This window comes from Rhodocyclaceae bacterium, from assembly GCA_020248265.1.
Lineage (GTDB): Bacteria > Pseudomonadota > Gammaproteobacteria > Burkholderiales > CAIKXV01 > CAIKXV01.
In genome coordinates, this window is the sequence record JADCHX010000010.1 from 159,869 (window position 1) to 180,128 (window position 20,260).

A 20,260-nucleotide genomic window follows, 5' to 3' on the forward strand; every position below is an offset into this window, starting at 1 on the left:
TCCCCGCTCAGATGATCTTCGCTTCGCCCTTGAGCTTCGCGACCAGTTCCTTCACATCGGCGACCTTGGCGCCGGCCTGCCGCTTCGGCGGCTCTTCCACCTTCAGCGTGGCGAGCCGAGGCGCCGGGTCAACCCCGAGCGCATCGGGCTTCAGCACCTCGAGCGGCTTCTTCTTCGCCTTCATGATGTTCGGCAGCGTGACGTAGCGCGGCTCGTTCAACCGCAGGTCGGTGGTCATCACCGCCGGCAGGCCGATCGACAGCGACTCGAGGCCGCCATCGATCTCGCGAACCACCTCGGCGCGCTCGCCGACGATCGTGAGCTTCGAGGCAAACGTGGCCTGCGGCCAGTCGAGCAGTGCGGCGAGCATCTGTCCGGTCTGATTCGCATCATCGTCGATCGCCTGCTTGCCGAGGATCGCGAGCTTCGGCTGTTCGCGATCGACCACCGCCTTGAGCAGTTTCGCCACCGCCAGCGGCTGCAGTTCGGCATCGGTCTCGACCAGGATGGCACGGTCGGCGCCCATCGCAAGCGCGGTGCGCAAGGTCTCCTGGCACTGCGGGACGCCGAGCGAGACGACCACGATCTCGCTGCAGGCACCGGCTTCCTTGAGACGGATCGCCTCTTCGACACCGATCTCGTCGAAGGGATTCATCGACATCTTCACGTTGGCGATGTCCACGCCGGTACCGTCGGCCTTCACCCGCACCTTGACGTTGTAATCGACCACGCGCTTGACTGCGACCAGCACCTTCATCTGGAACCGCCCCCCGGGAGACCAAAGACAGCCCGCGATTATAGCCGGTCGCGCGGACGCCCGGCCTGCAATGCCGGTGCCGAACGGCGGCGCCGTGCCTCGCGCACCAGCCGGGTCGGCGCGATCGTTCAGCCGCGCAGCGCCGCGAGCGCTTCCTCGATGCGCTTGACGCCGACGATCTCGATGCCATCTATCGGCTGCTTCGGCCGGTTCGCGGCAGGCACGATCGCCCGGGTGAACCCGAGCTTGGCCGCTTCCTTTATCCGGTCCTGGCCGCGCACCACCGGGCGGATCTCGCCGGCCAGTCCGACCTCGCCGAACGCAATCAGCTTGCCGGGCACCGCTCGCCCACGCAGCGAGGACACGATCGCGAGCAGCACCGGCAGGTCCGCGGACGGCTCGCCGATCCGCACGCCCCCCACCGCGTTGACGAATACGTCCTGGTCGTTGCAGGCGATGCCGGCATGGCGGTGCAGCACGGCAAGCAGCATCGCCAGCCGGTTGTTTTCCAGGCCGACGGTCAGCCGACGCGGATTCGACCCGTGCGCATCGTCGACCAGCGCCTGCAGTTCCACCGCCAGCGGCCGGGTGCCCTCCAGCGTCACGGTGACACAGGCACCGGGCACCTCCGCTTCGTGCTGGGACAGGAACATTGCCGAAGGATTCGAGACGCCCTTCAGCCCCTTCTCGGTCATCGCGAACACGCCCAGTTCATTGACTGCACCGAAGCGGTTCTTGAACGCGCGGATCAGCCGGAAGCTGGAATGGGTCTCGCCCTCGAAGTAGAGCACCGTATCGACCATGTGCTCGAGCACGCGCGGACCGGCGAGCGCGCCTTCCTTGGTGACATGGCCGACCATCACCAGCGCACAGCCGGATGCCTTCGCGAAACGGGTGAACTGCGCCGCGCATTCGCGCACCTGCGACACCGATCCGGGTGCCGACATCAGTTGCCCCGAATAGACGGTCTGGATCGAGTCGATCACCGCCACGTCAGGGTGCTCGGCCGAAAGCGTCGCCAGAATGTTCTCGAGCTGCGTCTCCGCGAGCAGCCCGAGGTCGGAGGCATCGACGCCGAGCCTGCGTGCGCGCAGTGCAACCTGCTCCATCGACTCCTCGCCGGTCACGTACAGGGAGCGGCGGTTCGCCGACATCGTTGCCATGGCCTGCAGCAGCAGCGTCGACTTGCCGATCCCGGGATCGCCGCCGATCAGCACCACGCTAGCCCGGGTCAGTCCGCCGCCGAGCACGCGATCGAGCTCGGTGCTGCCGGTTTCGAAGCGCGGTTCGGCATGTGGCGTGATTTGCGACAGCGAAGACACCGGACGCGAACTGCCGGCAGCGCCCGCAGCCGACTTGCCTCCGGCCGCGCCGGGGTGGCTGCTGACAACCGTCTCGACGAGCGTGTTCCACTCGTTGCAGCCCGGGCACTGCCCCTGCCACTTGGTCGACTGCGCACCGCAGGCGCTGCAGACATGGAGGGTACGGTCGCGCGCCACCGCGGCAGCTCAGCCCGCTTCGACGGTGGCGACCGTCGGGGTATCGGGGAACGCTTCACGCACGGGCACGCGCGGTGCCAGCGCGCACAGCAGTTCATAGGCTATCGTGCCGGCTGCCGCCGCCACCTCCTCGACCGGCAGTGCCCCTCCCCAGAGAACGACGGGCGTACCCACGCCCGCCTCAGGCATGCCGGTAAGGTCCACCGCCAGCATGTCCATCGATACCCGGCCAAGGGTGCGGCTGCGCCGGCCGTCGACCAGCACCGGCGTGCCGGTCGGCGCATGGCGCGGGTAGCCGTCGGCATAGCCGCAGGCGACGATGCCAACGCGCATCGGCGCCTCGGCGCGAAAGACACCCGCATAGCCGACGCGGTCGCCCGCGGCGAGCGTCTGTACCGCGATCACTTCTGCCTCGAGCGACATCACCGCACGCAGGCCGAGCGAAGCCGCGGTGCGATCGGCGAACGGCGATACGCCATAAAGCATGATGCCCGGCCGTACGCAATCGGCATGGGTCTGCGGATAGCGCAGGAGCGCCGCCGAGTTCGCCAGCGACCGGCGCAGCGCGCCGAACGGCGCGGCATGGGCTTCGAACACCTCGAGTTGCGCTGCGACGCCCTCGGCCTCGTCGGCCGCCGCGAAATGGGTCATCAGCGTTATCGAGCGCACCGAGTGCGACGCATGCAACCGCTCGACCGCGACGCCGAATCGCTCGGGGGCGAAGCCGAGGCGGTTCATGCCGCTGTTCATCTTGACGAAGACATCGATCGGCGATTCCAGCCGCGTCTGTTCGAGCATATCGACCTGGGCCTGGTCGTGCACGACCGGGCAGATGCCCTCGCTGGCGCACACCAGGAGGTCCGGCGTCGAGAAGAAGCCTTCTAGCAGCAGTACCGGCCGGTCGCAGCGTGCCGAGCGCGCCCGCTCGCGCAGCGCCGCCGCCTGGTCGATCTCGCATACCGCGAAGCCGTCGGCATCGGCCAGCGCGCGTTCGACGCGGGGCAGTCCGTGGCCGTAGCCATTCGCCTTGATCGTCGCCAGCACGCGTGCGCGCGGCGCAAGCGCCCTGGCGAGCGCATGGTTCGCAGCCAGCGCGGCCAGGTCGATCACGGCCTGCAGCGGGCGCGGCATCAGGCGCCCCTCGCGCCGGCCACGGCCCGTGCCTCGTCGTGCCCGCGCATCGACTGCCTCATGCGAGTCAGCGCAAAATCGATGAAGGTGGCGACCAGGCGCGACTGGAACCGGTCCTTCGGGCGCACCAGAGACAGGATGCGGATCAGGGGCGGCTCGAGCGGCCGCGCGACCACCGAGGCCAGGCGCAATTCCTTGGCGATCGACGCACGAGACATGATCGACACGCCAAGTCCCGTCTCGACCAGCCCCTTGATCGCCTCGGGACTGCCCAGCTCCATCACCAGGTTGAGATCGTCGGGTGCAACACCCGCCTGCCGGAAATACTGGTCGGTGAACTCGCGCGTACCTGAGCCCGTCTCGCGGCTGATGAACGGTTGCGCTGCGACATCCTGCGGCGTCACGGAAACCCGGCTGGCGAACGGGTGCGATGCGGCGCAGATCAGTACCAGTTCGTCCTCGCAGCATACCTCGGTGGTCAGGCTGGGCAACGTCGATGGCGACTCGATCAGGCCGACATCCAGCGCGTGATCGGCCACGCGCGTTTCGATCGATTCGGAATTGGCTACCGTCATCTGCGTACGAACCTCGGGGTAGCGCGCCTTGAATTCGCCGAGGATGCGCGGCAGGATGAACTCCGCGATCGTCAGGCTCGCCCCGAGCATCAGGGGGCCACGTACGCCACCGGTCGTTTCGCCGATGCGGGTTTCGAGTTCTTCGTTCAGCCTCACGATACGGCCCGCATAATCGAACACGATCTGGCCGGTGGCGGTCAGCGAGATGCGCCCGTGGCTGCGATCGAAGAGCCGGGTGTTGTACTGTTCCTCGAGCTGCTTCACCTGGAACGTCACCGCTGGCTGGGTCATGCAGAGTTCTTCGGCTGCGCGCGTGAAGGACATCAGGCGGGCAACCGCATGGAACACCTGGAGACGGCGATCGGCCATGGCAGCGGGAACGGAAAACGATGATCCATTCAACCACAGTTCCCTGGCGCTGACCAAGGACGCCCGCCCCGCCCGGCCACGACGCGGCTTCCGCACGCTGCTGCTAGCCCAGTTCCTTTCCGCACTGGCCGACAACGCGCTGCTGTTCGTGGCGATCGCACTGCTGTCCCAGCAGGCCGCGCCAGCCTGGCAGGTCCCGGTGCTGCAGCAATGCTTCGTCTTCTCCTACATCCTGCTGGCACCCTTCGTCGGAACCCTCGCCGACTGCATGCCCAAGGGCCGCGTCATGTCCATCAGCAACGCCCTGAAGATGGCAGGCTGCGCGGCGATGCTGTGGGGTGGGCATCCGCTCGCCGCCTACGCGCTGGTGGGCCTCGGCGCGGCGATGTACTCGCCGGCCAAGTACGGCATCCTCACGGAACTGCTGCCGACCGAGCGGCTGGTGATGGCCAATGGCTGGATGGAAGGCCTGACCGTGGCCGCCATCGTCCTCGGCGCGATCCTCGGTAGCGCGCTGATCGGCGACCGCGCGCTCGCCGCGTGGGCCGGCCTGTCGCACCTGCCGCTGCTGCAGTTGCACCTCGATAGCGCGCCGAAGATCGCATTGCTCTTCCTGCTGGCGATCTACGGTACAGCAGCGGTCGCGAACCTGTACGTGCCCTCGGCGAAGCCGACACGCCGGCCGGGCGGCCCCGGGCCAGTCGCGCTGGTGCGCGAGTTCGTCCACTGCTCCCGGCTGCTGTGGCGCGACCCGCTCGGTCGGGTGTCGTTGGCGGTCACGACGCTGTTCTGGGGTGCCGGCGCGACGCTGCGCCTGATCATCCTTGCATGGGCTGCCCTTGCGCTGGATTACTCGCTCGAGGAAGCCACGCGCCTCACCGCGGTCGTAGCCGTGGGCATTGCACTGGGTGCCGCGATAGCGGCGCGCGCGGTGCGGCTGGAACAATCGGTGCAGGTGCTGCCGGTCGGCATCGCGATGGGCCTGGCCGTGCTGGCGATGACCTTCGTCACCTCCTCGCTGGCTGCGATCCCGCTGCTGGTGCTGATCGGCGCGTTCGGCGGCTACTTCGTCGTGCCGATGAATGCCCTGCTGCAGTATCGAGGCCAGCGTCTGATGGGTGCCGGCCGTTCGATCGCGGTGCAGAACTTCAGCGAGAACCTGAGCATCCTGCTGATGCTGGGCGCCTACGCACTGATGATCCGCGCGGGAATCGGCGTGCACGGCGCCGTGATGGTATTCGGCCTGGTGGTGACGGCATCGATGGCGTTGATCTGGCGCCGGCATGCGCATGACCAGGACGGTTGAACTACCCCGGCATTCATGAGACGCTGAACCATCATCGTGAAGGAGACATGCATGGGACTGCTCGACCAACTCGCCGGCGGCATCGGCGGCCAACTCCTCCAGCAACTGGGCGGCGGCGGACAGCAGAATCCTCTGCTGCAGATGGCGCTGGGCCTGCTGCAGCAGCCGGGCGGTCTGCAGGGCCTCATCGATCGACTCCAGCAGGGCGGCCTGGGAGAGCAGGCGGCGTCCTGGGTCGGAACCGGGTCGAACCTGCCGGTAGATCCCGCGCAATTGCAGCAGGCGCTCGGCGGCGACTGGATTTCCGCGCTCGCCGCGCAGATCGGGACGTCGCCGGAACAGGCGTCGCAGTCGGTCGCTTCGCTGTTGCCCGATGTGGTCGACAAGCTCACACCGGATGGCACGGTCGGCGACCTGCAATCGCTGGTGCCACAGGGGCTCGAATCGCTCCTCGGCGGCAAGCCGTTCGGCTGACCGTTCGCCTCGGGGCGCGCCTCAGTACGATTCGTCGTCGAGGTCGCGTCCACCGCGGACCACCGTCCAGGTCGGCGGCTGCTCGCGGTGCGGCTCGAGCTCGACCCGTTCTGGTCGGCTTCCAGACAGGGTCACGCAGCCCTGAAGCCTGCGCATCCCGTCATCACTGAACTCGAAGCGGTAGGTCCGGCGCAGCCGCAGCATCCCCCCCTGCTCTCGCACCGGCCGCACTGACGCGAGGGAAACCGTCGCGTCGAGCAGCTGGCAGCCAGCAGCCTCCGTCGAGCGGCGCGCACTGTCGAGGGCGGCCTCGCGGGCACGCATCGAGTCGAACCAGAACGCGCCCAGCCCTGCACAGGCGATCAGGAAAAGGATTTCCGCGGTCATCGGGTCGATGTCACTGGCACTCAGCCGGACGTCAGCACGTGATGGAAGTTGACCAGCATCGCGGCGGTAGCCCCCCAGATGTAACGGTCCTGGAACGGCAGCACGTAGAAGTAGCGTCGTCCGTCATCGGCATCGCGATGGTGCCGTTCGTGGTTGGCTGGATCGAGCACGAACGCGAGCGGCATCTCGAACACATCGGCCACCTCGCCGGGATCGGGCAACAGGCTGAATGGCGGTTCGATCCAGCCGACCACCGGGGTGATCAGGAACCCGGTCCGCGTCCGGTACTGCGGCAGTACCCCCAGCACGTCGACGCGGGCAGGATCTAGACCGACTTCCTCCTGTGCCTCGCGCAACGCGGTATGCACGATCGAATCGTCGTCCGGATCGCAGCGCCCGCCCGGAAACGCCACCTGTCCCGCATGCCGCGACAGGTGGCCGGCGCGCTCGGTGAGCAGCACGGCGACGCCTTCGGGACGCGGTATCAGCGGCACCAGCACGGCGGCCGGGATACGCGCCTTCTCGAAGGCTACCTCGTTACCGGGTGCATGCCCCGGTCCGGCGGGCTGCGACGACTGCCCCGCACCGGGCGCCGGCACGCGCACATCCCCAGGTACCAGCGCTTCGCGCGACGCCGCGCCGGCGAGGCGCCAGGCCAGCCAATCGCGGTCGAGCGGGACAGCGGCGTGCACGGTCACGCCTCGAGCGATCGCTGCCCGCGCGCGCTGCTCCCGCCATGGCCGCACCTCGCGTTGGAGCCGCCGTCGCCGATGACGCCGTCCTCCTCCATGCGGGAACGCGGTGCGCAGGGACCGGCGCCACCGGAGGCAGAACGCAGACCGGCCAGTGCCCGCGGCTTCACGGATGGCGGGGGAGAGCTGCCTGTGCCGGCCGCCACTGTCTCAGCCCGGGGCCTGCAGGAGCTGCCGGATGTCCTGGTACTTCGGCAGACGGACGCGCGAGAACGTGAGGTGGCGTATCGGCAACTCGCGCAGGCACTCCGCCTTCGTCCGCAGCAGCGCGCGCTCCTCGACCGTCGCATGCATATCCTCGAGGTCGATCACCGCGACCAGTTGCATCTTCTTGTTCGCCACGGCGAAATCCACCGTCAGCGGCGCGAGCTTCTTCAGGCGCTGAGCACGGTCGTAGCCCTGAACGGCCCCCGGCACGTCGAGCAGTTCGGTCAGGCTGACCCGGACGAACACTTCATGGTCGGGCACGGCGGCCCGTATCGCGTACAGCGCCAGCGTCGCTGGCTTGTCGAGCAGGCGATCGCGTATCCGGAAAGGCGGCGCCTGCAGGGTCGAGGCCTGGGATATCGGCAATCCTGCGCTGCCACTGTGCGGCGCCAGCCGGCCGCCGCTCTTGGACGCAGGGCCGATCAGATGCTCGAAACGCAGCGACCGTTCACGCTCCCGCTCATCACGCGAGCGTCTCCAGCGCACGACTGCCCAGCCGATCACGCCGACCCACATCGCACCGCAGACCAGCACCACCAGGATCGAGGCATCCATCGCGCGGCAGCTCGCTCCGATCTACCAGGGGATCTGCTTGCGATCGCGGAAGAAACCACCGCTCGGTCCGTCGCCGGGCAGCGTTGCCAGCCAGACCGCGGTATCCGCGCCCTGGGCGACCGTGCGCGGCGCTTCCGCACCACCCATCTCGGTGCGTACCCAGCCGGGACAGACCGAATTCACCAGCACGCCGCTGCCGCGCGTGTCCGACGCAACGATGCGCGTCAGTGCATTGAGCGCGGTCTTGGAGATGCGGTAGGCGGGTGTTCCACTGCCCATCTCGTCGAGCTGCCCCAGCCCGCTGGACAGGTTCACGATGCGGCCGTAGCCCCGCTCGATCATCATCGGGAGTACGGCCTGGCACAGCATCAGCGGGCCCAGCACGTTCGTCGCGAGCGTGCGCTCGTAAGTCGCCTGGCGCGAATCGAGGAAGCGGCCACCCCGCGGATCGAGCAGCACCCCGGCATTGTTGACGAGAACGTCCAGCCCCGCGAGCCGCGTACGCAGGTCGCGCGCCAGCGTCTTGATCTGGTCGGGATCGGTGACGTCGAGCCGGACCGGCTCCACGTCCAGCCCTTCCACCGCGAGCAGCTTCGCTGCCGCGCGCCCTTTGGCAAGAGTACGCGACGCCAGCAGCACCTTCAGCCCGCGCCGCGCAAGCTGGCGCGCGATCTCGAAGCCGAGTCCGCGATTGGCACCGGTGACCAGCGCGATGCGCGGCCCCTCGCCGGATGCATCCGCCGGCGTCGGCTTGATGATCTTCTTCGCCATGCCGTCATTATACGGTCTGACCTGGCGGACGCGGACTCGCGACCGGTGGTGCGCCATACGCGCCCGGACAGGCGCCTTCGGTGCCCCCGGGCGCGCCTGCATTGCGGGCCACGAAAAGGCGGTGCAGCGTGATCTTGCGCACTGCCTGCTTGCTCGTCTCGATATGTGACTTCAGCAGCAGGCACGCCTCATCGCCCTTGCGCCGCAGGATGCTGCGCAGCAGCTGGGCATGCTCGTCGTAGGTCACCGCCACGCGACCTGCTTCGGTGAAGTCGAGCCGGCGGATGATTCGGATGCGTTCGGTGACCTCGCGATGCATCTGCGCCATCACCAGGTTTCCGGTCGCCACCACCAGCCGCTCGTGGAACTGTTCGTCGAGGGTAGCCACCGCACGCTCGTCGGACAGGCGGGACGCTGCCGGGACCATCCATGCATCGCGCAGCGAGCCGAGCGCCTCGGCGCCCTCCTGTTCGCACAGCCGGCGCACGGCCGCGAGTTCAAGGACGATACGCGTGTCGTAGAGCTGGTCGAACAGTGCGAAATCGAGTGGTCGCACCATCCAGCCGCTGCGCGTCACCACCGACAGGTGCCCCTCCTGGGCCAGCCGGTTCAATGCCTCGCGCACCGGGGTACGCGACATGCCGAGCTCACGCGCGACTTCATTCTCGGTAAAGCGATCGCCAGGCAGGCGCCGGAACTCGAACACATCGCGCTTGATCTGCTCGTAGGCGACCTCGGACAGATGCTGTCCGGCAGGAGCATTCATCCCTGCGACCTCGTCATCCAGGTTCCGGGAAATGACAGGCCACCGCATGGCCTGGTGCCATCTGCACCAGCGATGGCGACGACCGCGTGCAGGCATCCTGCCCCTTCGGGCAGCGGCCATGGAAACGGCAGCGCCCCTGATCGGGATCCACCGGGCTGGTCGGGTCCCCTTCCAGCCGTATGCGCCGGGACGCTTCTCCGCCGAGACCCGGGATGGCCGACAGCAGCGCCCGCGTATACGGATGCCGCGGCGCCTCGAAGACCTGGCGCGCCGGTCCCGACTCGACGATCCGGCCCAGATACATCACCATCACCCGATCGCACAGCAGGCGGACGATGTTGAGGTCGTGCGACACGAACAGATAGCTCATGCCGAGCTTTTCCCGGAGGTCGGCGAGCAGGTGGAGGATCACCGCCTGCACCGACACATCGAGCGCGGCTGTCGGCTCATCGAGGATCAGCAGCGAAGGCTCCAGGGCGACCGCGCGCGCGATGCCGACCCGCGCCTTCTGGCCGCCCGACAACTGGTGCGGAAAGCGACCGAGCAGTTCGCGCGGCATCTGCACCAGCGCCGCGATCGTCTCGATCCGGTCGGACAGGGCGGCACCGGAGAGGTTGCCGAGCAGGCGCAACGGCTCGGCGATCGTGTCCCACGCGGTGTAGCGGGGGTTGAGGCTGTCGGTCGGATCCTGGAACACCATCTGGATCAGCTTGCGCTGCGGCACCCGTGCGAACCGGCTCGCCGGGATGCCACCGATATCGTCGCCCCGGAAGCGGATGCTGCCTTCGGTCGGGTCGAGGGTACGCGTGATCAGGCGGACCAGCGTCGACTTGCCGCAGCCCGATTCGCCCACCAGGCCGACGCTCTCGCCCCGGCCGATCGACAGATCGACGCCGTCGACGGCATGCAGAAGCGGCGTACGCCGGCCAGCACGGAACGGTACCAGGCTTCCCGCCGTCTTCAGCGGGAACAGCTTGCGCACCTGCTCGACCTGCAGCAGCGGCTGCGTATCGTCGCTCACAACGGCCTCCTGCAGGCAACGGAATGCACGCCGCCGGTATCCAGCCGCGCCAGCGGACGCTCGCCGCACGCCGGCTCCGCACGCTCGCAACGCTCGCTGAACCGGCAAGCCGGCAGGTCGCTGCGCCGAAGGTCAGGCAGGTAACCGGGAATCGCGGCCAGCGAACGCAGGTCGCTGCCGGCGTGCGGCGTCGTGGCGATCAAACGCGCCGTATACGGGTGGCGCGGGTGCGCGAACAGCTCGGTCGTCGGCGCAGTCTCGACGACATGGCCCGCATGCATCACGACGATCCGGTCGCAATGTTCCGCCGCCAGCCCGAGATCATGCGTGATCAGAACGGTGGCCATGTTGCGCTGGCGCGCCAGTTCACCGATCAGGTCCATCACCGCTGCCTGGGTCGTGACGTCCAGGCCGGTGGTCGGCTCGTCCGCCACCAGCAGCGAGGGCGTACAGGCGAGCGCGATCGCGATCATGATGCGCTGGCACAGGCCGCCGGACAGTTCGAACGGATACGCATGGTAGCGGCGCTCCGGATCGGGGATGCGCACCGAAGCGAGCGCCTCGATCGCGCGGCGCCGCAGGTCGGCGGAAGGCGTGCTGGTGTGACGCGCGAGTACGTCCTCGACCTGGTGCCCGACCTTGCGAATCGGGTTCAGCGCGACCCGGGGATTCTGGAAGATCATCGCAGCCTCGCGGCCGCGGATCTCCTCCAGATCCGCCGCACTCGCGCGCACCAGGTCGAGCCCGCCGAACACCGCCCGTCCGCCGGTGATGCGGCCCGCCGCGTCGAGAATGCCCAGAACGGCATAGAACAGTACCGACTTTCCGGACCCTGACTCACCCACGATACCGACGGTCTCGCCCTTGCCGACGGAGAACGAGATGTCCTCGAGCGCATGGACGATACCGCCGCGCGTGCGGAACTCGACGCCGAGCGATTCGACGGACAGCAGGGGAACGCGCGTGTCCATCACGTACGCCGCCTCGGGTCGATCATGTCGCGCAGGCCGTCACCCAGCAGGTTGAAGCAGAATACTGCCAGCATCAGCACCACCCCCGGGAAGAACGACACCCACCATTCGCCGGAGATCATGTAGCTTGCGCCCTCGGCAACCATGATCCCCCACTCGGGCTGCGGCGGTCGTACGCCCAGCCCGATGAACGAGAGCCCGGCCGCATTCAGGATCGCCCAGCCCATGTTCAGCGAGATCTGCACCATCACCGGTGGCAGGATGTTCGGGAACAGGTGAAAGGCCAGGATGCGCGCCTCGGTGTTGCCCGACAGGCGGGCTGCCTCGACGAAGCCGGCATTGCGGCGCACGTTCACTTCGGAGCGGGCGACCCGGATGTAGAACGGCAGGTTGATGATCGCGGTCGCGTAGATGATGTTCTCGACCGAATTGCCGAGCGCAGCGACGATCGCCATCGCCAGCACGAACAGCGGGAAGGCCATGATCGTGTCTGCGAGCCGGCTCACGCCGCGGTCGATCCAGCCGCCGTAGTATCCGGCGCAGGCCCCCAGCGCGCACCCGAGGCCGAACGACAGGAGCACCGCTGCGAGCGCCATTCCGAAGTCGAGGCCCGTGGCGACGATCACCCGGGACAGGATGTCACGGCCGAGCTGGTCGGTGCCGAACCAGTGCACGGCCGACGGCGGCTGCAGCACCTTGTCGGGGCTGGTGGCGAGCGGGTCGAATGGCGCAAGCCACGGGCCGAACAGCGCGAGCAGGACGAAGAAACCGAACAGGGCGAACGCACCGGCGGTGACCGGATTGTCCGCAAGCACGTAGCGTACATGGCGCAGGCCGGCGAGTTCAGTCATCGATGCTCACCCGCGGGTCGATGACCGTGTAGAGAATGTCGATCATCAGGTTGATCGCAACGAAGAGCAGCGCCATCACCAGCACGAAGCCCTGCACCGGCGCATAGTCGGACTGCACCAGCGCATCGACCGCGAACGACCCTATGCCCGGCCACGCGAACACCTTCTCGATCACCACGTTCGACCCGAGCATGAACGAGAACACCATGCCCATGGTGGTGACCACCGGCAGCATCGCGTTCCGGAACGCATAGCGATAGAGCACGGTCGACGACGACAGCCCGCTCGCCCGCGCGGTACGGATGAAGTCGGAGGAGAGCACGCCGAGCATCCCCGCCCGGGTCATCCGCGCGATCGGGGCCAGCACGAAGATCGCGAGGGTTAGCACCGGCAGGATCATCTGCTTGCCGGCCGCGACGAACAACGCAAAGTCCCCCGCAGCGAGGCTGTCGACCAGGTAGAAGCCGGTCATGTGCGGCGGCGGGGCGAACATCGAATCGAGGCGCCCGACGGGCGGCGGCGCGACGCCGAGCAGGTAGTAGAAGACATAGGCGAGCAGCAGGCCGGTGAAGAAGATCGGCAGCGAGACGCCGAGCGTCGTGATCAACCTGCACGCGTGGTCGATCCACGAACCGGGCCGGGTGGCGGCGACGATGCCCAGCGGCAGCGCGACGGCACAGGCGACCAGCAGTGCGAGCAGCGTCAGTTCGAGCGATGCAGGCAGCCGACGCAGGATCTCGTCGAGAACCTGCTGCCCGGTCGAGACCGAAAGGCCGAGGTCGCCCTGCGCCAGGTCACCGATGTAGTCGACGAACTGCGCCCACAGCGGCTGGTCTAGCCCCAGCTTCGCGCGCACCTGCTCGACCGCCTCCTGGGTCGCGGCGGGCCCGGCATAGAAGGCGGCCGGGTCGCCCGGCAGCGCACGAGTGAGGATGAAGGTCACGATGACGATCCCGATGACGTTCGGGATCGCCGCCAGCAGCCGTCTGCCGATGAGCCGCAGCACGCGCGTCAGGCCTTGAAGATCGTGCGGTAGTCGGCCTGCACATGGAACCAGTACATGTAGCCCTGCACGTACTTCTGCATCGCGACATCGAAGGCCGGCTGGATGATCGGGATGCGCGGCACGTCGGTGAACGCGATCTCGACGAAGTTCCTGACCTGTGCCTCGTAGCGTTTGGGGTCGGTTTCGAAGCGGGCCGCGTCGATCAGCTTGTCCATGGCCGGATTCTGGTAGCTCATCGTGTTGAACACCGCGTTCTGGCCGTGGTAGCACCAGTAGAAGAAGTACTCGGGGAAGTTGAGCCAGCCGCCGAAGCGATTGAAGATCAGCGGCATGTCCTTCTTCAGCAGCGCGGCGCGCCAGTTGGCGCCAGGCACCTTGTTGATCGAAACCTTGACGTTGATCCGGGCAAGCGCTTCCTGGATGAGGATCGACACCGGTTCTCCGATGGTCGCGCCGCCGAGGTCGAACGAAAGTGTGGTCTCGAAACCGTCCGGCATGCCAGCCTGCTTCATGAGCTCGAGCGCACGCGGCACGTTGGTGCTGTAGCCGTGCGGCACCGGCCATTCGGCCTTCGTCGGCGTGTTCGACTTCGCGCCCCACATCTTGGTGCCGCGTCCCCAGAAGCCGATGTCATTCATCCGGTCGTACGGCAGCGCGTAGGCAATCGCCTGGCGCACCAGCGGATTGTTGAACGGCGGGCGGGTGGTGTTCATGCCGATGTAGAACAGCGCGTTCTCGACCGGCGTCGAGACCACGCGTACCGGGCCGGACTCCTTCGCCATCTCGAGGAAGTCCTTCGGCGGCAGTTCGTAGGTCATGTCGATGTCGCCACGCGCGAGCAACGCCCGGCGATTGCCGGCGGAGGGTACCTCACGCTGGACGATGCGCCGCAGCCGGGGCAGCGGACCGCTCTTCCAGTTGTCGAAGCGGCTGTAGATCAGCTCCTGTCCCGGGCGCCAGGCTTCCACCCGGAACGCACCGCCGCCAGCGGTGTTGTTGCGCAACCAGGCCGCTGCCCACGGATCCTTGTCGGATGCGTTCTTCATCGCCAGCGCCGAGTTGTAGATCGAGGGCACCGGCACCGCCATGTTGGGCATCGCCATCTTGTCCCGCCGGTCGAGTTCGACGCGGAAGGTGAAGTCGTCCACCACGATGAACTGCTTGGGCTCGTTGAGCGATCCCGCGCGCATCTGGAACTGCGGGAACCCGCCCATGCCGAGCGCTCGATCGTAGGACCACTTGACGTCCTTCGCGGTCACCTGTGTGCCATCGTGGAATGTGGCATTGCGGCGCAGCTTGAAAGTCACCGACTGTCCGTCCTTCGCAACCTGCCAGCTCTCGGCCAGTTCCGGCTCGAGCTTGCTGTAGTCATAGGAAACGGTTCCGTCCGGGAGTTTCTTGCGCCCGAACGTCATCAGCCGGTCGTAGGCATTGACTGCCACGCCGTAGGCGGGCCGGTTGGCGCCGACGCCGTGGATATCCAGACTGTTGGGACCGAATTCATTGGCGACCACCAGCGTTTCGCGCTTTGCATCCTGGGCGAGGGCAACGGACGAGCCTGCGGCTACGGTGCTTGCACTGCCGGTAGCGGCAACGGACTTGATGAAGCGGCGTCGATTCATGGGTTCTCCGATAACGTGGGAACCGATGCAGGTGGATGCGTCGATCCCGGGACGGGGGTGCTGGCGGACACGGCCCCGAAACGGCTGGCACACCAACTGGTATACCAACAGGTCGCGGCCCTTCCATGTCAGCAACATGCATGCCATCTACGCGCGGGCATCCACTCCGAACCGCAGCGCTGGCCGGGCTGTAGCCACCGCGTGCGCCGGCGCCGTGCGGATCGATCGACCGCACCGCGTCGACGGCGAGCGACCTTGCTGGACTTCAGGCATCCCACGCGCACGTCGATACGGAAGATCCGCACCACGATGAAGCGCCGCCGGAGAAGTTGCACCACGCGAGCACAAGCCGCCGGTGCACGGCGCCGGCCGAGCGAGACGCCCTGCCGATCCGTATCGACGGACAGAAAGAAGGCGCGCGTAACGCCTTCTAGAGCGGGCGCGCGCGCTCCGGCGCCTGCCAGGCTTCAGCAAGCGCAGCCATCACCAGGTTCACCGCGACCTGCCGGCGATAGGCGGCCGTCGAACGGATGTCGTCGATCGGCGAGAGATCGGATGCGAGCGCATGTTCGACCAGGGCGCGGTCGATCTTGGAAAACGGCCTGTCGCGGATCGCTGCAGACAAGGCCGGTGCAGCCAGCGGTACCGGACCGGCCGAGGCGAATCCGAAGCGCGCATCTCGCACCTGCCGGCCACGGTCCTCGGCACCGTCAGTCGTCTCGATCAGCGCCGCGAGCGCCACCTTGCTGATCGCCTGCGCCCTGCGCGTTCCGACTTTCCGGTAGTGGCTCGATGCGCCGGGTGCCGGATACGGTAAAGTCACTGATACCAGCAGTTCATCGGGCTCGGCAAGGGTGCGCTTGTACCCGGTGTGGAATGCCGCGTAGTCGAGCGTCCGGCTTCCGCGTACGCTGGCCAGCGTGACCTGGGAGCCGTAGGCCAGCAGCACCGGCGGATTGTCGGCCGCCGGCGACGCGTTCATGATGTTGCCGCCGAGCGTGGCCCTGTTCTGTATCGCGATCGAACCGGTCTGACGGGCCGAGGACGCCAGCATCGGCAGACGGCCTGCAATGGCAGGATGCGCGGCGATGCGCGCGCAGCAGACTGCGGCACCGATGGTCACCGCGTCCGGGCCGACCTCGATCGCGCCCAATTCCGGCAGCGCGGACAGGTCCAGCACCGATGGCAGCCGACGGCCACCGGCATTCCATCCGACCATGAGATCGGTGCAACCGGCGATCGCGACCACCGCACCCCCTGCTGACGCCCTGATGGCGAGCGCGTCGGCGAGCGATGCCGGGCGGTACCACTCGCCCGCTGCGGCTGCTGCGGGATTCATGCGTCGCCGCCGCGGACGGTGGCGGCATCGAGTACGGCCGCATAGATGCGCGCGTAGCCGGTACAGCGGCACAGGTTGCCCGCCAGCGCTTCGCGGACTTCATCGAGGGACGGATCAGGCTGGCGGTCGAGCAGCGCACGCGCAGCGAGGATCATGCCGGGGGTGCAGATCCCGCACTGGGTGGCGCCGGCCCGTGCGAACGCCTCGAGCAGGGGATCGGTGCGTGGCAGGCCCTCGATGCTCGTCACCGTGCGGCCGTGCAGTTGTCCCACGGGTACCAGGCAGCTGTTCACGACCTCGCCGTCGACCAGCACGGCACAGGCGCCGCACTCCCCCTCGCCGCAGCCCTCCTTCGTGCCGGTCTGCCCGGCCTGCAGGCGCAGCAGGTCGAGCAGTCGCATCGACGGCGATGCGATCGATCCGTCGGCGCCGGACAGCGCGCGCCCGTTCAGCGTGAATGCCAGCGTACGGGCGAAGTTCATGCGGCCTCCGGCGCGAGCGCTGGCTGCAGTGCCGCCATCACGTCTTCGGGCAGTACCGGCAGGCAGGCGATACGCGTCCCGAGCGCGAAATTCACCGCGCTCAGGATCGCCGGACCCGGGCCGTCCATCGGCAGTTCGCCGAGTCCCTTGGCACCGGACGGACCGATGCCCCCGGGTTGTTCCTGGAAGAACACGCGCACTGGCGGGATATCCACCGTGGTCGGAATGATGTAGTTGGTCATCCGGTTGTTGGCCATCGCCCCGTTCCCGTCGCGGACCACCTTCTCGAACAAGGCAAAACCGATGCCCTGCACCACGCCGCCCTCGACCTGCCCGGCCGCGATCACGGGGTTCACCACGCGGCCCACCTCCTGCACCGCGGTGAACCCGGATAGCGCGATCTCGCAGGTCGTCAGGTCGATGTCCACCTCGGCCACGTAGGTGGCCCAGGCGTAGCTCGCGTAGGGAGAGCCTTCGAACACGGTCTCGTCCCATGCGACGTTCGCCGGCGGCTCGTAGCGCGCCTGTGCCTCCAGCCGGGGATGGCCGTCGAGATAGCGTGCGCAGGCTGCGGCGAATGCATGCTCGTCGGCCGCGGTGGCCGGCAGCCCGGCCTTGCCGATGAGTTCGGCGCGCAGCCCGCGTGCGGCCTGCTCGACGATCTGCCCGACGATCATGCAGGTGCGGGAGGCGACCGTCGGGCCGGAATCGGGTACGTCGTGCGTGTCGACCGGCGCCTGGGTTACCCAGTCGAGCGGCAGCCCCAACGCGCCGGCGACGACCTGGCACAGCGTGGTGGTGTTGCCCTGGCCCATCTCGCTGCTGGATGCGACCACCTGCACGCGTCCGTCGGCATTCGCACGCACCCGTGCTTCGGAAGCGAGCACGACCTCGCCATTACCGGTGAAGCCGGCACCGTGGTGGAAGGTGGCCAACCCGATGCCCTTGCGAAGCGGACGCCCGGCGGCGGCATTCGTGGCATTGAATGCCGCGAACGCATCGCGCCGGGCAAGGTAGTCGCTCTCGCGCAGGGCCTGTTCGAGCACGGCATCGAAGTCGGTCGTGTCGTCGATCAGCTGGCCGGGCACCGAGCGGTCACCCGGGCGCAGCATGTTCACCCGGCGCAGCTCCAGCGGCGTCATGCCCAGCTGGCGCGCGAGCCCGTCCATCGCCTGCTCGATCGCGAAGATGCTCTGCGGCGCGCCGAAGCCCCGGAACGCGCCGTTCGGCGGGTGGTTGGTGGCGACCGCCCGCCCCCGTACCCGCGCGTTCGCGCAGGCATAGGGCCCCGGCGCGTGGATCACGCCGCGCGAAAGCACGACCGGCGACAGCGTCGTGTACGCGCCGCCATCGAGCGCGAAATCCATGTCGAGGAACGACAGTCGCCCATCGCGACGGGCCCCGATACGCACCAGGGTGCGTGACGGGTGGCGCTTGGGCGTGGCCAGCATGTCCTCGGCGCGGTCGTACACCAGCTTGACCGGGCGCCCGCCCGCCTTCAGCGACAGCAGGGCCGCGTGCGCGGCGATATGCGACGGATACTCCTCCTTGCCGCCGAAACCACCGCCAGTGGTGCAGTGGACGACCCGTACCGCGCCCGCATCGCGGCCGGTGACCGCGGTCAGGGTGTCCAGCACGTAGTAGGGGCATTGCATCGATCCTTCGACCACCAGCACGCCGCCGGCATCGACATGGGCGATCATGCCCTGCGGCTCGATGTACACATGTTCCTGGGCCCCGGTCTCGAAGCGCCCTTCGAACACGACCTCCGCCGCCGCTTCGCCTGCCGCGAGGTCACCGCGCGACATCAGGTAGTCGCGGAAGACGTTGCCGGGACACACCTCGCCGCGCAGCGCCAGCGCATCGTCGATCGAGAACACCGGCGCGGGGTCGGGTATCTCGTGCAGCGTCACCGCCGCCAGCGCCTCGCGCAGCAAAGCTCGGTCGGGATGCGCGAGAAGCAGCACCGGCTCGCCGGCATGGCGGAAACGGTCGCAGGCCAGCACCGGCTGGTCCTGCTCGATCATCCGGGTCGCATTGAGGCCCGGGATGTCCGACGCGGCAACCACGACGAACGACGACCAGTCGACGCCGGCACCGAACTCGATGCGCTCGATCGTGCCGCCAGCCGCATGCGTACGTACCGTGGCTCCGTGCAGCATGCCGGGATACACGAGGTCGTCGACATACCGGGCCTCGCCCAGGATCTTGGCCGCAGCGTCCTTGCGCACGACCGGAGCGCCCACTGCGCCCCGGGTTCCGGGGAAACCGTCACGCCTTTCCGGAGTGGTCATCGGTGACGGCCCCCGCAGAGCGTTACTTCACGAGCCGCTGGTCGCGGGCAGGCAGGAAGCTGCGATTGAACACCTCTGCCTGCGCCGGCGCACGCGGCAGCGCGGCCGCTTCCACCTGCTGCGCGACACCGCGGGCGAAGCGGTCGTCCACCACGTCGCCCAGCCCGACCTTGGTGACTTCCGGCGACAGCACGTCGTTCTGGATCGCCGCCAGCAGCCGCTGCCGCTGGTTGTCGCGATTGAGCAGCGGATCGCGCTTCATCACCGCGTCGACGCCGGCATCCGGATTGGCGAGCACGTCCTGCACCCCGCGCGTCAGCGCGCGCAGGAAACCACGGATCGCCTCCGGATTCTCTTTCACGAACCTCTGCGAGAACATGATCGAGTTGCCGTAGCCGGCGACACCCATGTCGCCATAACGGAAAATGTTCAGGTCTTTCTCCGGGTTCAGCCCGACCGCCTGGGCCGCGAACCAGATCGTGTTGATGAAGCCGGCGACCGCGTCGACTTCCTTCTTCTGCAGCATCGGCTCGCGCAGGTTCGGCGCCATGTTGGTGATCTTCACCTTGCTGGCATCGACACCGTTCGCCTTGGCGAATACCGGCAGCAGGCCGAGCGCCGCGTCACCGGCCGGCGCACCCAGGGTGCGGCCCTCCAGGTCGCGAGGCGTCCTGATGCCCGACGACGCGAGCGTCGCGATCACGAACGGTGCGCGGTTGTACAGCATGTAGACCGCGACCGGCTGCTCGCCGGGCTTCTGCGCGGCCAGCCGGATCAGCGCGTTGGTATCACCGAAGCCGCCGTCGTACACGCCGCTGGCCACCGAGTTCACGGCCACGCCCGAACCCTTGCCCTGGTCGAACGTGACGTCCAGGCCTTCCTTGGCGAAGTAGCCGCGGTCCTGCGCGAGCAGGAAGAAGGCGTGTGGCCCCTGCCACACCCAATCGAGCTGGAAGCGGATCGCGACCTTGGCCTGGGCAAGCGCCGAGGGCGCGGCGAGCGACGACGCCAGCAGTGCCGCTGCGGTCGTGAGTGTCTTGCGCTTCTGTGCATCCATTCGTCAATCTCCTCGGTTGAATCGTGACAGTGTCAGTGGGCGACCATGACTCATGGCCGGGTGTCGAA

The 20,260-nt window shown here is 67.8% G+C and carries 20 protein-coding genes; 2 read left to right on the plus strand and 18 right to left on the minus strand.

The window, feature by feature from the left end; translation table 11 throughout:
- Nucleotides 1–7 precede the first annotated feature (7 nt).
- The 4 genes from ING98_10325 to ING98_10340 all read right to left on the minus strand — a co-directional run bounded on the left by ING98_10325 (nt 8) and on the right by ING98_10340 (nt 4,331).
- On the minus strand, nt 8–757 hold the full coding sequence (locus ING98_10325) for an electron transfer flavoprotein subunit beta/FixA family protein (GenBank protein ID MCA3102261.1): 750 nt from the start codon (nt 755–757) through the stop codon (nt 8–10).
- Nucleotides 758–885: 128 nt separating this feature from the next.
- Nucleotides 886–2,256: a DNA repair protein RadA gene (gene radA / locus ING98_10330; protein MCA3102262.1), complete on the minus strand. Its 1,371-nt coding sequence runs from the start codon at nt 2,254–2,256 to the stop codon at nt 886–888.
- Nucleotides 2,257–2,265: 9 nt separating this feature from the next.
- Complete coding sequence (gene alr, locus ING98_10335; GenBank protein MCA3102263.1) at nt 2,266–3,387, minus strand: alanine racemase; 1,122 nt, start codon at nt 3,385–3,387, stop codon at nt 2,266–2,268.
- The gene (locus tag ING98_10340) at nt 3,387–4,331 is read right to left on the minus strand and encodes a LysR family transcriptional regulator (GenBank protein ID MCA3102264.1); all 945 of its coding nucleotides are present in this window, start codon (nt 4,329–4,331) and stop codon (nt 3,387–3,389) included. The genes alr and ING98_10340 overlap by 1 nt, the downstream gene beginning before the upstream one ends.
- Between ING98_10340 and lplT the strand changes: the two genes are divergently transcribed.
- Complete coding sequence (gene lplT / locus ING98_10345) at nt 4,330–5,637, plus strand: lysophospholipid transporter LplT (GenBank protein MCA3102265.1); 1,308 nt, start codon at nt 4,330–4,332, stop codon at nt 5,635–5,637. The two genes, ING98_10340 and lplT, sit on opposite strands and share 2 nt — an antisense overlap.
- A 51-nt stretch (nt 5,638–5,688) precedes the next feature.
- Nucleotides 5,689–6,111, plus strand: coding sequence for a DUF937 domain-containing protein (locus ING98_10350; GenBank protein MCA3102266.1), 423 nt, complete (start codon nt 5,689–5,691; stop codon nt 6,109–6,111).
- Between the two features lie 21 nt (nt 6,112–6,132).
- On the opposite strand, the gene ING98_10355 is transcribed toward ING98_10350, so the two are convergent.
- The 14 genes from ING98_10355 to ING98_10420 form a co-directional block, all read right to left on the minus strand.
- Entirely contained in the window at nt 6,133–6,498 is a 366-nt protein-coding gene (locus ING98_10355; GenBank protein MCA3102267.1) for a DUF3301 domain-containing protein, read from the minus strand.
- A 20-nt stretch (nt 6,499–6,518) separates the two neighbouring features.
- The gene (locus ING98_10360) at nt 6,519–7,208 is read right to left on the minus strand and encodes a CoA pyrophosphatase (GenBank protein MCA3102268.1); all 690 of its coding nucleotides are present in this window, start codon (nt 7,206–7,208) and stop codon (nt 6,519–6,521) included.
- Nucleotides 7,209–7,400: 192 nt separating this feature from the next.
- Nucleotides 7,401–8,012: a DUF2726 domain-containing protein gene (locus ING98_10365; protein ID MCA3102269.1), complete on the minus strand. Its 612-nt coding sequence runs from the start codon at nt 8,010–8,012 to the stop codon at nt 7,401–7,403.
- Between the two features lie 21 nt (nt 8,013–8,033).
- Nucleotides 8,034–8,783 (minus strand): SDR family oxidoreductase, encoded by a 750-nt coding sequence (locus ING98_10370; GenBank protein MCA3102270.1) that lies wholly within the window; start codon nt 8,781–8,783, stop codon nt 8,034–8,036.
- Between the two features lie 7 nt (nt 8,784–8,790).
- Entirely contained in the window at nt 8,791–9,549 is a 759-nt protein-coding gene (locus tag ING98_10375) for a GntR family transcriptional regulator (protein MCA3102271.1), read from the minus strand.
- 13 nt (nt 9,550–9,562) lie between these two features.
- Nucleotides 9,563–10,570, minus strand: coding sequence for an ABC transporter ATP-binding protein (locus tag ING98_10380; GenBank protein MCA3102272.1), 1,008 nt, complete (start codon nt 10,568–10,570; stop codon nt 9,563–9,565).
- Entirely contained in the window at nt 10,567–11,541 is a 975-nt protein-coding gene (locus ING98_10385; GenBank protein MCA3102273.1) for an ABC transporter ATP-binding protein, read from the minus strand. Before ING98_10385 ends, ING98_10380 begins: the two co-directional genes overlap by 4 nt.
- Nucleotides 11,541–12,392 (minus strand): ABC transporter permease, encoded by an 852-nt coding sequence (locus tag ING98_10390; GenBank protein MCA3102274.1) that lies wholly within the window; start codon nt 12,390–12,392, stop codon nt 11,541–11,543. The genes ING98_10385 and ING98_10390 overlap by 1 nt, the downstream gene beginning before the upstream one ends.
- Nucleotides 12,385–13,398 carry an ABC transporter permease gene (locus ING98_10395; protein MCA3102275.1) on the minus strand — a complete coding sequence of 338 codons (1,014 nt, stop codon included), beginning with the start codon at nt 13,396–13,398 and terminating at the stop codon, nt 12,385–12,387. The genes ING98_10390 and ING98_10395 overlap by 8 nt, the downstream gene beginning before the upstream one ends.
- Nucleotides 13,399–13,403: 5 nt before the next feature.
- Nucleotides 13,404–15,020, minus strand: a complete 1,617-nt coding sequence (locus ING98_10400) for an ABC transporter substrate-binding protein (protein MCA3102276.1) — start codon at nt 15,018–15,020, stop codon at nt 13,404–13,406.
- Between the two features lie 430 nt (nt 15,021–15,450).
- Nucleotides 15,451–16,359, minus strand: coding sequence for an FAD binding domain-containing protein (locus ING98_10405; protein MCA3102277.1), 909 nt, complete (start codon nt 16,357–16,359; stop codon nt 15,451–15,453).
- Nucleotides 16,356–16,841, minus strand: coding sequence for a (2Fe-2S)-binding protein (locus tag ING98_10410; protein ID MCA3102278.1), 486 nt, complete (start codon nt 16,839–16,841; stop codon nt 16,356–16,358). Before ING98_10410 ends, ING98_10405 begins: the two co-directional genes overlap by 4 nt.
- Nucleotides 16,838–19,135, minus strand: coding sequence for a xanthine dehydrogenase family protein (locus tag ING98_10415; GenBank protein MCA3102279.1), 2,298 nt, complete (start codon nt 19,133–19,135; stop codon nt 16,838–16,840). Before ING98_10415 ends, ING98_10410 begins: the two co-directional genes overlap by 4 nt.
- A gap of 22 nt (nt 19,136–19,157) precedes the next feature.
- Nucleotides 19,158–20,192, minus strand: a complete 1,035-nt coding sequence (locus ING98_10420) for an ABC transporter substrate-binding protein (GenBank protein ID MCA3102280.1) — start codon at nt 20,190–20,192, stop codon at nt 19,158–19,160.
- Nucleotides 20,193–20,260: the final 68 nt, after the last annotated feature.